Consider the following 13,682-nt stretch of genomic DNA (forward strand, 5'->3'; position numbering starts at 1 on the left):
TTCATCCTGCCCTGGCCTCTTTTTCAGGCAACACGGCATCCTCAGCCTGTTCCGTGGCGGCCGTTTCCAGTTCAGGCAGAAATGTCATGACAAAGCCGCCATCTGCCGCATCAAGTTCCAGCGCATCAAGGCTGGCATGAAGCGAAATGCGTTGCAGGGCTTCCTCGGCAATGCTGGGTAAAATCCAGCGATCAATCACCTGTTCGACCATACGGGCACCGTTATCCGCGTGCGAACAAAGATCCTCGATCAGGGCCAGAACATTATCGTTCCAGCTCAGTTCCAGTCCTCGTACTTTTTGCAGGCGATGTGCCAGGGCATTCAGTTTCAAATCAATGATCTGACGAATGCTTTCGCTTGAAAGCGGTTTGAAGCACAAAATACGCATCCGCGCGAGCAAGGCCGGTTTGAAATGTTCCTGCAAATGCGGGCGCAGGGCCTTTTCCAACGCTTCCATCGAGGCATCCTCGACCGTTTCGCGGTTCTGCATCAGGGCGTCGGAGCCAAGGTTTGATGTCATGAAAAACACAACATTGCGGCAATCAATTTCACGACCTTCACCGTCATTGATGACGCCCTTGTCAAAGCCCTGATAGAAAATGTTCATCACATCGGGATGGGCTTTTTCAACCTCATCAAGCAGCACCACCGAATAGGGCATTTTGCGAATGGCTTCGGTCAGGATACCGCCCTCGCCATAGCCAACATAACCGGGAGGCGACCCAATCAGCCGCGAAACCGTGTGTTTTTCCTGATATTCGGACATGTTGATAACGCTTAAAAACTGGCGCCCGCCGAAAAGGTGAAGGGCAACCTGTTCAGCTGTTTCGGTTTTACCCACACCCGATGGGCCAACCAGCAAAAATACGCCGCGCGGTGCCGTATCGCGCACCAGATCAAGCCGGGCAGCTTTCATGCGGTCATGAATAACGTCAATCGCAAGGGCCTGCCCTTTGATCACACCGCGCAGGGCGTCGCCCAAACCAAGGATACGGTCGGCATCGTCATCTGACATGGCCGATGCAGGAACACCCGTCCAGTCCGAAATCACATCGGCAATAACGGCTTCGCCAACCTCAAATTCAACCAAAGCAGTTTCATTGCGTCGTGCATCACGCAATTCAGCCAGCAGGGTCACAATCTCGGCACGCAACACATCGGGGTCATGTTGTGCTTCTTCTGCGACACTCGTTTCTGCGGCGTCATCATCCTGCGCGGGATCAACAATGGTGTCATCATTGGCGGCATTATGGCCATCGCTAATCAGGGTGCGCAGCTCGATCACGCGATCAACCTTTTGCTTTTCCATCTGCCAGCGATGTTGCAATTTTTCGGCCTGGGCCTTTAAGCGGGCAATGGTTTCCTCGATCTGGTCGCTGCCGGTAAGCGCACCAATTGCAGCCATGCGGCTGTCACGATCCCGATCTGATAATTCACGTTCCAGCATCATAATGCGTTTGTTTAACCAGTCCAGTTCGCGCGGCTGGGCCGATTGCCCGGCAGCCACACGAACAGCGGCAGTATCAAGCACATCAAACGCCTTGTCGGGCAATTGCCGACCGGTCAGATAGCGCACCGACAGGGAAGCCGCAGCATGCAGGGCAACATCGGAAATATATACATTGTGCTGTTTTTCATATTGCGGGCGCAGGCCACGCAAAATCGTCACACATTGATCAATGGTGGGTTCCGCCAGCTTGATCAGTTGAAAGCGCCGGGTTAAGGCAGCATCTTTTTCAAAGTATTTTTTGTATTCCGACCAGGTGGTTGCCGCAATAGCGCGAATTTGTCCGCGTGCCAGTGCAGGTTTCAGCAGGTTGGCTGCATCCGAACTGCCCGCTGCAGCACCCCCGCCAATCAGGGTATGGGCTTCATCAATAAACAGAACAATTTTTTCAGGCGCGCTGATCACTTCATCCAGCACCGCTTTCAGTCGCCGTTCAAATTCACCTTTAACCGATGCACCGGCCTGTAACGCGCCAAGGTCAAGTTCCCATAATGCAGCCCCTTGCAAGGCAGCAGGAACATCACCTTCGATAATTTTCAGGGCCAACCCTTCGGCCAGGGCCGTTTTACCAACGCCAGGATCCCCCACCAGAATGGGGTTATTTTTGCGCCGACGCGACAAAATATCAGTCATTTGGGCAATTTCGGTATCGCGGCAAAAAACGGGGTCAATTTCACCGTTTTTTGCCTGTTCCGTCATGTTGCGACCAAACTTTGCCAGCGCGCTTTCGCTTTGGATGGCCGCCGCCTCGGCGCGGTTATTGCGGGCGTCGTTCGCGGGGTTGTCGGGGTCGCCATTGCCTTCCATGCTGCCTTTTACCAGGTCGTAAAACCCGGCCAGAATGGCGCGGCTATCCAGGGCTTCAAATTCGGAAAATGCATAAAAATGGCAATACCGATCCGGGTTTTGCGCGATAGCGGCAAAAATGGTCCCGGTCCGAATTGTTTCTTCTTCCAATTCGCCACTGCCCAGCATCAGGGCGTCTTGCAATAATTCAAGCAACAAGGTGGCAAATTCGGGCAGGTCCTGTGCGCCCCGGCGTGCATGATCCAGCGATTTGCGTAGTTTGGCTTCCAGCCGTTCAGGCTGAATGCGCAGCACCGACAAAAGTTTGCCAATGTCGCCGCCGGGCTGTTCCATCATCGCCAACAATAAATGGCTGACGGTGACTTCAAACTGGTTTTGTTCAATCGCCATTTCGCTGGCCCGTTTCAGGGCCTCACGGCTGTAATTATTCAGTTTTGCAAGAATACGTTCTTTGGAAACCTTTAACATCAGGGCCTCCCTGCCATGTTGTTACCACCGAGGGAGGCCTCGATCTCTGCCCCGATCCGGTCAATCTGAGCGGATAAATTATGATTAAAGACAATGTTAACGCCCGCCAGAATGACGACACAAACCAGCACTACGCCCCACACCGGGAAACGCCATCCCATGCGTTCCTTGCTGTCGTAAATATTGGGTTCCGGATTCACCAGTTTGTCGGGCGCTTCGCCACGATGCTTTTCAAGAATGCCATGAACAGCCAGCAACAGCTGTTCCAGCTTGGCTTGCCCGTTGTGCATCACGTGGTATTTGCCTTCAAACCCCAACGCCAGGCAGTAATAAAGCAGCTCCAGCAAATCAAGAAAGCGGTGCGCTTCGTCCATTACCCGGTCAAGGATGGCAAAAACCTTTTCCCCGCCCCAGGTTTCGTTATGGAAAATTGACAACATCGGCCGTTCCGGCCACAGGCTTTCGGCCCCCCAAACCTGCGACAGCACCGCTTCATCCAGGGTTGCGCATAAAATGTAACGGGCTGCCAAAACGGTTGCCTCGTCATATTCCATCTTTTCCAGTTCCTGCTGGAAAACCGGAATTTCATTAACCAGGCGGCTATGCAGACTTTCGATATCGTCAAAATCGTGCAGGTTACGAATACGCACGCTAAGGCCCAGCAACGGCACCGCCGCTTCCAGCAAACGGTTTTTACCCTTGGCCGACAGTTGAAAATCCATCGTTTCGCGCGACGACATCAGTGAATCGATCATGTCATCGGACTTGTTGCCATAGGGTCTTGCTGCGGCCACACCGCCGGCATTGGCAGGCAAAGCCGCCGAACGCCTTGAATCATATGGTGATACGGCAATATCGGTCATTTGCATTATCCCATGATTGCCCAGAATTGCAGTTCAAGTTCCGGGAACTCCCCGGCGATGTGAAATGCAAATCCGTCGGAATTTTCCAGATGTCCCCAGCGCGGCGAAGACCGTTCGAGCGCAAAATAGGAATATCCGGCATGATAAGGCAGCTGACGCGGGGCAACCGGCATCAAACGCAGCGGAATACCCGGCAGCTGCTTGTGAACAAGTTCGCGAATTTTTTCGATCGAACTGATTTTGGATTGCGCGACAAAATCGCGGTGCAGGCGTTCTTGCGGTACGTTGGCCTTCACCGCCAACACAAATTCCGCCGTGCGGATCAGTTCACGTTCATGAACCGGTGCCACCACATAACCATGCAATTTATGTTCATGCGGGATCGGAATGGCATTGGCCACTAATGTTGCCGTGACCAGCTGGCGCAAATGTTGCGTTACAGTCGGCCAGCATTGATGGGGCAAGGCGTGGTCATATACCGGCAGGTCCGGGCAAATTTTGCTTTCGTTAAGGAAAGTCGACAATTCACCAATGATTTGCAGCAAAAGTTCATAAACCGGGCGCGGATGCACCATCGACATGCGCACGTAATGGCGCAACAAGGGTGACATCGAATTTAACCCGCGCAGCAACAAAAAGTCGGCTACCTCGGCAACGCCGTTTTGATCCGGTTTGCCAATGCGCCCGGCAATGGTGGCTGCACGTTGCTCAACCCCGTCGGCCAGTTCACCTAAAAACCGACGTAGTGAAGGGGCCGCCGAGATTGACAGCATGGTGGGGTAAAACCCCTTGTCGATCACAATGGCCCCTTCGCCGGTTTTATCGACGATGCGGGCAACCGCCAGCTTCGAATATGCCGACAGGTCTTGCGACCCGGGCAGCAACACCGGGCAGGCACGGGCGATATCGATGGCGGCAAGTTCGCCTGCCTGCACGGTATTATCGCGCACGGCAATTTCATCGGTCACGTAACGTGCGCCAACCCCGGTGGTCGACTTGCGGTTCTTGTCTACCTCAATGCCGCCATCAATCATTAATGGCACACACAGATAGATAATTTCGTTGGCCGTCAAACCTTCGGAAATATCAAGAACCGGCGGCGACACGTCATTCCCGGGAATATCAAACACCGTACCATCGGGCATGATGCCACTGGCATTCACCACGGCCACCTTGCCAAGGGACAAAAGTTCCTCGTTCAGGATCAGCTGATGAAAGCCAAAATTGTGGGCCTCACTGCCTGACGCGTAACGTTGCGCCAGGTTTTCCAGATAGCGGGTCTGCTGCTGGAAATGATGGGGTTTGACAAACAGGCCGTCAGACCATGCCACTTTATTATTCGAAGCCATAAACGCGGTTACCCTTCCTGCTTGACCAGACGAACTTCTTCATCAAGCAACAACAACAAAAACTGATCATTGTCGCCAAGGTCGCGTACGCTGACCGAAGTTCGCCACACGGCACTTTCCAGATCGAGATATTCAGCAATCACAGCAATCTTTTTGGTCCCTTCGGGAACCTCATAGGGGCCAAGCACCTGATAACTGTCAGGCTTGATCATGGTTTCCCCCAGATCGGCCTTCAGCGTCGATCCCAGGGTTTTTTCCATTGAGTCCGTCAGCGAGAAATAGTCATAGCTAAACACCCGATGATCACTGCTTAACGCCAGCACCCGCACCACAACCGGCGAGGGTTCACCTTCAAAGTTTTTGTTCACATCGGCTGCTGCATAGGCCTGCAACGAAACCTTGGTTGGTTGTACCTCCGCAGCGCCCACCTGAATGTCAGGGTCGGAAATGACGTCATAAATCTTTTCTGACGTTTCACATGCAGCCAGCGACAATCCCATCACGGCCACCAGAAAAAAGCCCGCCAAACGCTTCATTGTTCGATATCCCTTTCGTTTTCTTCACCCAGATCGCGCTGCATCTGTTCGTGGCGGCGCGTCGCACGGTATTCGTTGCCAAAAACTTCCCAAAACAGCATCTGCAACCCCTGCTGACGCTGGGACCGCAATTCCGAAAAATAAGCCCGGTACATTCGCCAGCACCACGCGTCATAGGCTTCCTGGCTTTCAGGCACACCGGCGGCGTCATAGGCCTTGAACCGGCGTTCAAGCGCGCGGGGCAACAACGCTGCCAAAACAGCATCAAGGGCACGGTCAATGGATTTTTCCGTTGCCGCCTGATGGGAGTTCAAATGATCAAGTGATTCCTGCATTGCCGCGGGGGCTGAAAGGTGAACCGGCCCGCGCTTGGAAAAAAACGCATGCAGTGCTTCGTCGGTGTCACTGCTAAAACGGATCGGGTTATCTTCCAGCGCGTGCAAATGCATGGTTGCAAGCGGGAAATTGGCCGACCGTTCCGACGTGCTTTTGTAAATCTGGTTCAAACCTTCAAGAGCCGCACGAAGGGACGCACCAATATCGCTTAGGACCCGGGCGGCTTGCTCCGTGCTCATTTCACCCAGATGAATGCCAAGGCTTTTGGCCAGGGGGCGTAGTGCCACATGATCAACCGCGTGGGGCAAATCCACCGAAACGGCGTCAATCGGGCTTTCGCTGGCGCGCGATGATCGTGCTGATGTGGTGTTGTCAGACTGAACCGGTTCTTCAAAACCATAACGGTCGCGCCGGATGCGGGTATTAGGCATCGAGGCAAAATGCATATTGGCATCATCCTGCTGGCTGTTGGTAACCCGTGGCTCGGCACCGCGATGAAGATTAACATCGTCCTGAAGCAGGATTTCATCGTCAGTCTGGCGGGCGCGCTGGGCATCGCTAAACGCCGATAACGGGTCTGTTTGCTGGCGGGAAACCCGGCGTTCATCAAGAACATCAAGCGGGTCATCACGGGTTTCGCGGGCCGGGGCTTCGTCTACCGGCCGGGCTTCAACATAAACACTATCGCGCACCAGACGGTCACGCTTGCCATGATCGGCCCCAACCATGGAATGAACACTTACCGGGCGGGCGTCGAGATATTCCGTTTGTCCGGTGCTAACAGTGCATTTCAGATTTTCGATCTGCACTTCATCCTTGTCAGATAAAATCACCGGCCGCCCGGTGGGGATCGGTGCTTTGGCCCGGTTAACCCGGATATTGGCATTCGACACCCGTTCAATGGTAAAATGCCCGTCCGATACCATAATACGCGCCGCCGTTTCCGGAATGGCCCCTTCGCTATCCTGAATCCGCCAGGTAGCATCGGATGCCGACCCAATCAGGCCGCCGCGCTGTGAAAACACAAAACTGACGGGAAATGCGGGTACCGCGTCATGCACATTTTCGATTTGAAACTTTGCTTTCATCGTTTGTCCCGTTCTTACCCTCGTGCCTGCAACACCACGGGCTTAAGCCCCTCGCGCTGCGTATTTCCGATAAATGTTGTCCATCCCAGACTGGCCGTCCGGGGGCAGCCCAGCTTGAATGCCGGGACTTCGTTACGTTGCAAATTCAGTTCAACGTCATAGGCAAGCTGATCTTTCAGCAAGAACTCGACCAGTTCCTTCAAGCGGGCGAAATCCTTGCCGCTAGGCAAAAAGTCGCGAAAACGCTCAAATGTCAGGTTTTTCAAAACCACCGTAAACTTGCCTGCGCGGTCCTCGACAAACCGGCCAATAACAAAATCCTGCCCCAGCGACATGTTGGTGGCCCCCATCCGGGCGCGCTGATCTTGCGGAATTTCAACCTTGCGCAGTTCAAGCTGGCGGATCGATACATCAGGCAGGGAAAAAGCATGGGCGATAACACCGCTAACCATTTCCGCCGAGCGCACCCGCCCGGCCACAACGCCCAAATAGGTCAAAAGTTTTGCCCAGGGCACATCGGCCTTGCCACGGCTTTCATCGCCGCCAATTCCGATCAGAGAAAACATCCAGTCCGAAAACTGATCCGATGCACCGGCGTGATAGCGCACGTAATACCGGTATTTGCGCCAGATCAGATAAAACAGCCACACCAGCCGGTTCGAGAAAAAGTCGTTAAACGCCTGTTGAACACCTTCTTCGCCCTCGCTCCAGGCGGCGGTTTCCAGCATATGCGACGGCAAGGGGGAAGATGGACCATGCAACCCCAGAAACGAGACTGTCATTTCCAGTTCGCTACAATCACCGTCTTCATCCACCGGGCGCAGCGACACCACATCGGATGCCGGAAAACCGAGGCCCGGTGCGACCCGAAAAATCAGGTCTTCTACGCGCTGGGTTTGCAAGGCACGTTCTTCTACCTGCTGTCCTGATGCCTTCAACAGGATCTCGACAGCCCGGAAAAACGAATACCGCTGCGGGTTGGCCTTTAAATCATCAATCATATGAGGGGCTGGTTGCCGATACGGGCCGTCCATCGGTATTCCTCCCCTGCTTCAAGTCCACGTACGACAAGTTCGTGGAACGAATTGATGGTGGCATACAGCGCAAAAAACTCGGCCAGCACGGTCGAAAACAGATACATTTCACCTTCGCTGGCAAACTTGCTTTCGCGCATATCAATCGTCGAACGCATGCCGCGCACCGGCAGCCCTTTAAACAGACGATCAATCGTATGCGATGAAATATTGGCGATCCCTTCCAGGCGCATCACGGCTTCGCGTTCGCGCTGGCGATCGACCTTGGCGTTAAAATCGAAAACATTTAAAATGGTGCGCAGCGCCTCAACACTTTGCAGCGACAGGTAATTTAGCGACAAAGCCGAAATCAGCTGCCATTGCAGGGCACCATCCACAACCGGATACCGCGGCGGTGTTGGCCGGGTCACATTGGTCGGGTTTACAAAAGACGGGATCATATGGGTCGGAATACAAATATCGCCCACCGCCAGATCACGCGGTGTTGCCCCGTTTGAACAGGTCAGGCGCACCGAAACCGTTTCGCCGTCATTGACCTGATAAAGTTCATCTTCGCGTACAAACGATATCAGCCGGTCCAGTTTTTCCCCCGACAGGGACTGACGCACCTTTTCACGAAAATAAACCGCAGCCCGGCCATCAACCCGTTCAATTTCATGCATAAAGGATTCAAAACGGCTAAATTCGCGTGAAATGCCACCTGAATGCCCTTCTTCAGAGGGCCGCCAGCCGGTAACGCCGTCAATCGAAAAGACCTCGATCTCGCCAGCATCGCGCCGGGTGGGGCGAATGTGATATTCAGTACGCCGCCCATCAAGCAAAATGGGTTCGGCATCATGTTCAAACAGGTTAATCGCTGGCACGCAGTGCAACAGAAAACTTTGTTTTCCAATGCGCACATCAGGCGGAAGCGGACGTTCAAATTCAAATACCACTTCAAACTGTGTGGCATCCTGCCCCAGATGCGCGGTCGGAATATTTAAAAGATCGACAAAATAGTACTTTTGCGGAAAGGCATAAAATTCCTGCAACAGGCGATAGCCGACAAAGCTGTTATCGGGATAGGGCAAAACTTCTTCGGATTTTTGCAACCCGACCTGGCGGACGCAGTCCTTACCCAGGGCAATTTCATTACCGGTTGCCCGATCGCGAATTTTCACCATCTTTAAATAGCGATGCAGCCACAGGCCAAGGGTTAAGGCCGAATAGTCACTTCCGCCAAGATGGAACCGCAATTTGGTAAGATTAATGCCGCGAATTTCTTCTTCGGCCAGGCTTTCAACCTGCATGGTGATAACCGATTTTTCCTTCGAGACACCATGATGAACATCGCGGATTCCGATGGGCAGGATTTCAGTGTCATAAGCAGTGCGGAATTTGCAAACCGTGCCACCAACAGGAATACTTTCAACTTCCAGCCCGGCGGGTAATGTCTGACTTTCGTTAATGGCGCCCTGTCGCGGGTTCATTTGCAGAACCACCATTGACGGCACCGGGCGCAAAAAGTTAGGCCACAGCAACATCAAAAGGGATTGGGTGACTTCGGGTAACTGATCGTCAATTTTCTCACGCAGGCGGCCGGTCAGAAGGGCAAAGCCCTCCAGTAACCGTTCGACATCGGGGTCTGTACTGCGTTCGGACAAATAATTTGTCAGCTTGGGGAAATGCCGGGCAAAGTCTTGCCCGGAATTCCGCAAGTAATCCAGTTCGTCCTGAAAATAACGTGCTGTAGACAAAACTACCTACCCATTCTCAAGGCGAAGGAACGACCTTCACACAAAACAAGATCAATTGTGACCTGCTCACGTGCTGTACCGATCTGGGTTCGCGCCGATATCTGGAAAAACAGTTCAAGCCCGCTTTCCTGTTCACGATCGAAACGAACGGCCACGTTACTTACACGTGGCTCGTAGGTTTCAATCACGGTACGGATATCATTGGCGACAATGCGCAACATGTCGGAAGATCCGACCGAGGCATCGTTAAAATCGGCAAGCCCATAACCCGGCGCACTTTGTGACCCGCCGCTACGACCGTTCAAAACCTGTAAAAGGTTATGTTTGATCGATGCGACGCGGGCGGCAAACCTGTCGCTTACATGCGAGGTCTGCCCCAGATCGTCGGCACGGATGCGTTCCATCAAGGAACGCGACCGCACCGCTTCAACATGTTGACGTGCCAGGGGATGATTCATCAGTCTTTATCCAACCGGCCAACCAGGGAAAGTTCGAAATTCGCGCCCATATATTTGAAATGCGGACGAACCGACATGCCAACCCGGTACCAACCCGGATCACCGGCAACATCCGAAACCTCGATTTTGGCGGCACGCAGCGGACGGCGCGAACGCACATCAGCAGGCGGGTTTTCCTGATCGGCAACATACTGAACAATCCAGGCATTCAGTTCGCGTTCCAGATCAGACCGTTCTTTCCACGCCCCGATCTGTTCGCGCTGAAGCACCTTGATGTAATGAGCCAGACGATTGATGATGAACATATAAGGAAGCTGGGTGCCCAATTTGTAATTGGTTTCGGCTTCCTTGCCTTCCTTGGTATTGGGAAAGCGTTTGGGCTTCTGGATCGAATTTGCCGAAAAGAATGCCGCATTATCCGAACCTTTGCGCATGGTCAGCGCAATAAAGCCTTCTTCGGCCAGTTCAAATTCGCGACGGTCAGTAATCAGGGTTTCAGTCGGAATTTTCTGTTCAAGCTGACCAAAGGATTCATAAACATGAACCGGCAGGTCATTCACAGCCCCGCCCGATTGCGGACCAATGATGTTCGGGCTCCAGCGAAATTTGGCAAAGCTGTCATTGATACGCTCACCTAACAGAACCGCTGTATTACCCCACAGGTAATTTTCATGGCTGTCTTCAACGGCTTCGCGATACTGGAAGGTTTTGGTGGGATTTTCCAGCGGGTCATAAGGGGTGCGAAGCAGGAAACGGGGTGCCGTCAGGCCAACATAACGGGAATCTTCTGATTCACGCAGGCCGCGCCATTTGGCGTATTGCGGGCCTTCAAACAGCGACGACAATTCCTTGATTTCGCCAATCTCGGTGAAGGAATCAACACCAAAAAATTTTGGCCCAACCGACGAAATAAACGGCGCATGCGCCATTGCACCAACCGACGCACAATATTGCAGAAGTTTCATGTCCGGCGAGGAAGCGTTAAACGCATACATGCCGATCATGGCCCCGACAGGTTCGCCACCAAACTGGCCGTAACCGGCGGAATAAACATGTTTATAAAGGCCCGATTGCGGAACTTCCGGTGACAGTTCGAAATCTTCCAGCAATTCGTCCTTACGGATCGACAGCAGTTCGATTTTGATATTCTCGCGAAAATCGGTGCGATCCACCAAAAGTTTCAGGCTGCGCCAGGTTGATTCAAGGTCCTGAAACTCCGGGTGATGCAAAATTTCATCCATCTGATGGGAAATCTTGCGATCCAGCTCGGCGATCATACGATCAACACGGGCCTTGTTAACCGGTTCAGCGGTGCTGTCGCCAGCCAGAAGTTCGGCAATAAAGGCTTCAACACCCTTGCGCGCAACATCATAGCCATCATCTTCAGGGACCAGATTGCTTTTTGCCATGATCTGATCCAGAAGTGAATCTTCAGCATGTCCATGACTTTGGGCAACAGGATCAAGTGTTTCGGTATTCATGGTTCTCGTCTTTCCAACACTATGTTCGGCGTTTTAACGCCTGGCATTTGTCATGTTTTGGGATGATCAGCTTTTGTCGCCGGGCGTTTTGCCTTCGGCGGTTGCTTCTGCCTTGTCTGCACCGTCAAGTTCGGCCAGCAGGGCGTCGCGTTTTTCCGGATCATCGACGATTTCACTCAGCGCACGGCGAAATGCCGGCAAATTCCCCAACGGGCCTTTTAAAGCCGTCAATGCTTCACGCAGATCCGCCAGCTTCTTAAGCTCGGGCACCTGCTCGACAATGGAATCAGGGGAAAAGTCCTGAAGGGATTCAAATTTCAGCTTCAGGCTAAGTGTGGCATCAGGATCACCGCGCAAAACATCATCAACCTGAAGCGTGCGCTCCAGTTTCATTTCACGCAGAACATTACCAAAAGAATTTTTGTCAATTTCCACCGCTTTCCGGCTTTCAAGGGGTGTATCGTCGGCTTTGCCGGCGAAATCCCCCATCACCACCATCTTAAGCGGCAGTTCGACTTCTTCTTTCTGGTCCCCCGTTGCCGGTACGAATTTAACGTTAATGCGCTCTTTAGGCGCTACAGAAGAATCTCTCATGCCGTCTCCAATCTCGAACACAAAACCTCGTGGCTGGCGCTGCCTTTGCGCTGAAAACAGCGATAAGTAAGGACAGCCACTATTTCAGTCCTTTCGGACCAAGGGACACAGCATCACAGCCATAGCCCCCCGTAATCGCGATTGGTTAGTCAGACGGAAAACCGGACACAGCAAATCCTGCAATCTCACGGTTTACGCACAATTCGGCCTGCATGTTTTCAGTTTTCACCAAAAATCATCAAACCCCGAAAACCCGGACACACGTCGTCATCATCCTGTTGCGGCATGACCAAAGGTCACAAGCCAAGATAACGTCAGCCGTCAGCCCTCACCGACAGGTCAAGCAATTGACTCAACCTGTGCGATACCGGTTTACGGTTATATGTTTGGCAACATGCCGGATGTGATGTCAGAACCGTTAAACTTCAATAAAACCTAAACTAACCGAAGATAGTATTAGAACCCACTCAAACGGTTAGTTAACAATCCTAATGGAAAGTCTAAAAGTGTAGGACATCATATGTATAAGTCTAGATAACCTATTCCCATCCAACTTTGTTAACCCGTCTTTTCCCAACCAAATATTCTACGGAATTTTTTCCGTTGTTTTATAGACAATCCATTCACAAGAACTCGTGACAGATCGTTCTGTATATGAACCTACAAGCATTTAACTCGTCTGGACAATACTTTAATGTTCAAACTTTATGTCCAAAATGTGATGAAATTCGAATTATTGCTGAAACTAGTGGAATCCCGTAGATTTATAACGCAACGGCAACACAAAACCTCACCAATACTTAGTTATTCTGGAATGGGTATTCCATCGCTGAAACGCGCAGAATTCATTAGGTTTCAGACCAACCGAAACCACAGCAACCGCTAAGTGCCGATCAATATTGTATAAAATCTGCCAAACGGGCACCCGCGAATAAAAATGCATCGTAAACGGGAAATTTACAAACTCCCGCATGCAAATACGTCGAATCCGGGTCAGGATTCGTCATATGCCACCAGAGATAGCAACAGCTGTTCCATCGATTCCGTCATATATCCTGCGCGCATTCTCGGCTGGCGGTGTAAAATCGTGTCGTGCGCACAAGGAATTTGTCAGGCTGGCACCACGCAAACGGCCCTTATGTAAGGGCTCCATATTTTCGTCAGGATTTCCGTTATTCCACCCCTCACTGATCGCGACCAGTCCCTGGGGGATGTGTCGGCGGGCGACCTTATCGAACCATTGCCAGTTGCCCCCAATCGCATCACGTCTTTCACGATTGGCCAGATCAACACAAATCATCTCGCCGAAAGCTGATATGCCACCGCCGCTATTTCGCTCTCCCTCAGCCCGAACTTCTCTTCATAGCGTTTGGTGCCGGTTTTGCTGCCTCATCCATGCGGATGCCACCGTCTCGAAATGCATCT

Annotated in this window: 10 protein-coding genes; all 10 read right to left on the minus strand. The window is 52.4% G+C overall.

All coding sequences use genetic code 11. The features are described 5' to 3' along the window. Position 1: 1 nt before the first annotated feature. On the minus strand, positions 2-2,782 hold the full coding sequence (gene tssH, locus J4E05_RS21695; protein WP_349600084.1) for a type VI secretion system ATPase TssH: 2,781 nt from the start codon (positions 2,780-2,782) through the stop codon (positions 2-4). After that, positions 2,782-3,645 (minus strand): type IVB secretion system protein IcmH/DotU, encoded by an 864-nt coding sequence (gene icmH / locus J4E05_RS21700; RefSeq protein ID WP_349600087.1) that lies wholly within the window; start codon positions 3,643-3,645, stop codon positions 2,782-2,784. The genes tssH and icmH overlap by 1 nt, the downstream gene beginning before the upstream one ends. A gap of 5 nt (positions 3,646-3,650) precedes the next feature. Then, positions 3,651-4,994 (minus strand): type VI secretion system baseplate subunit TssK, encoded by a 1,344-nt coding sequence (gene tssK / locus J4E05_RS21705; RefSeq protein ID WP_349600090.1) that lies wholly within the window; start codon positions 4,992-4,994, stop codon positions 3,651-3,653. An 8-nt stretch (positions 4,995-5,002) separates the two neighbouring features. Continuing rightward, positions 5,003-5,530, minus strand: coding sequence for a type VI secretion system lipoprotein TssJ (tssJ, locus tag J4E05_RS21710; RefSeq protein ID WP_085591347.1), 528 nt, complete (start codon positions 5,528-5,530; stop codon positions 5,003-5,005). Continuing rightward, positions 5,527-6,954, minus strand: coding sequence for a type VI secretion system-associated FHA domain protein TagH (gene tagH, locus J4E05_RS21715; protein ID WP_085591346.1), 1,428 nt, complete (start codon positions 6,952-6,954; stop codon positions 5,527-5,529). Before tagH ends, tssJ begins: the two co-directional genes overlap by 4 nt. Before the next feature lie 14 nt (positions 6,955-6,968). Continuing rightward, entirely contained in the window at positions 6,969-7,988 is a 1,020-nt protein-coding gene (tssG, locus tag J4E05_RS21720) for a type VI secretion system baseplate subunit TssG (RefSeq protein WP_349600093.1), read from the minus strand. Next, positions 7,952-9,724: a type VI secretion system baseplate subunit TssF gene (tssF, locus tag J4E05_RS21725; RefSeq protein WP_085591342.1), complete on the minus strand. Its 1,773-nt coding sequence runs from the start codon at positions 9,722-9,724 to the stop codon at positions 7,952-7,954. The genes tssG and tssF overlap by 37 nt, the downstream gene beginning before the upstream one ends. 2 nt (positions 9,725-9,726) lie before the next feature. After that, entirely contained in the window at positions 9,727-10,182 is a 456-nt protein-coding gene (gene tssE / locus J4E05_RS21730; RefSeq protein ID WP_085591340.1) for a type VI secretion system baseplate subunit TssE, read from the minus strand. After that, complete coding sequence (tssC, locus tag J4E05_RS21735; RefSeq protein WP_085591338.1) at positions 10,182-11,663, minus strand: type VI secretion system contractile sheath large subunit; 1,482 nt, start codon at positions 11,661-11,663, stop codon at positions 10,182-10,184. Before tssC ends, tssE begins: the two co-directional genes overlap by 1 nt. Before the next feature lie 66 nt (positions 11,664-11,729). After that, a complete protein-coding gene (gene tssB / locus J4E05_RS21740) occupies positions 11,730-12,257 on the minus strand; it encodes a type VI secretion system contractile sheath small subunit (protein ID WP_085591336.1) in 528 nt (175 codons plus the stop codon). Positions 12,258-13,682: the final 1,425 nt, after the last annotated feature.

This window comes from Thalassospira sp. NFXS8 (assembly GCF_040148805.1).
Lineage (GTDB): Bacteria > Pseudomonadota > Alphaproteobacteria > Rhodospirillales > Thalassospiraceae > Thalassospira.

Bases quoted from the DNA above. Each gene is read 5' to 3' on its own strand.
- tssH (WP_349600084.1), bottom strand. From the start codon at position 2,782: ATGTTAAAGGTTTCCAAAGAACGTATTCTTGCAAAACTGAATAATTAC.
- tssG (WP_349600093.1), bottom strand. From the start codon at position 7,988: ATGGACGGCCCGTATCGGCAACCAGCCCCTCATATGATTGATGATTTA.
- tagH (WP_085591346.1), bottom strand. From the start codon at position 6,954: ATGAAAGCAAAGTTTCAAATCGAAAATGTGCATGACGCGGTACCCGCA.
- tssK (WP_349600090.1), bottom strand. From the start codon at position 4,994: ATGGCTTCGAATAATAAAGTGGCATGGTCTGACGGCCTGTTTGTCAAA.
- tssE (WP_085591340.1), bottom strand. From the start codon at position 10,182: ATGAATCATCCCCTGGCACGTCAACATGTTGAAGCGGTGCGGTCGCGT.
- tssJ (WP_085591347.1), bottom strand. From the start codon at position 5,530: ATGAAGCGTTTGGCGGGCTTTTTTCTGGTGGCCGTGATGGGATTGTCG.
- tssC (WP_085591338.1), bottom strand. From the start codon at position 11,663: ATGAATACCGAAACACTTGATCCTGTTGCCCAAAGTCATGGACATGCT.
- icmH (WP_349600087.1), bottom strand. From the start codon at position 3,645: ATGACCGATATTGCCGTATCACCATATGATTCAAGGCGTTCGGCGGCT.
- tssB (WP_085591336.1), bottom strand. From the start codon at position 12,257: ATGAGAGATTCTTCTGTAGCGCCTAAAGAGCGCATTAACGTTAAATTC.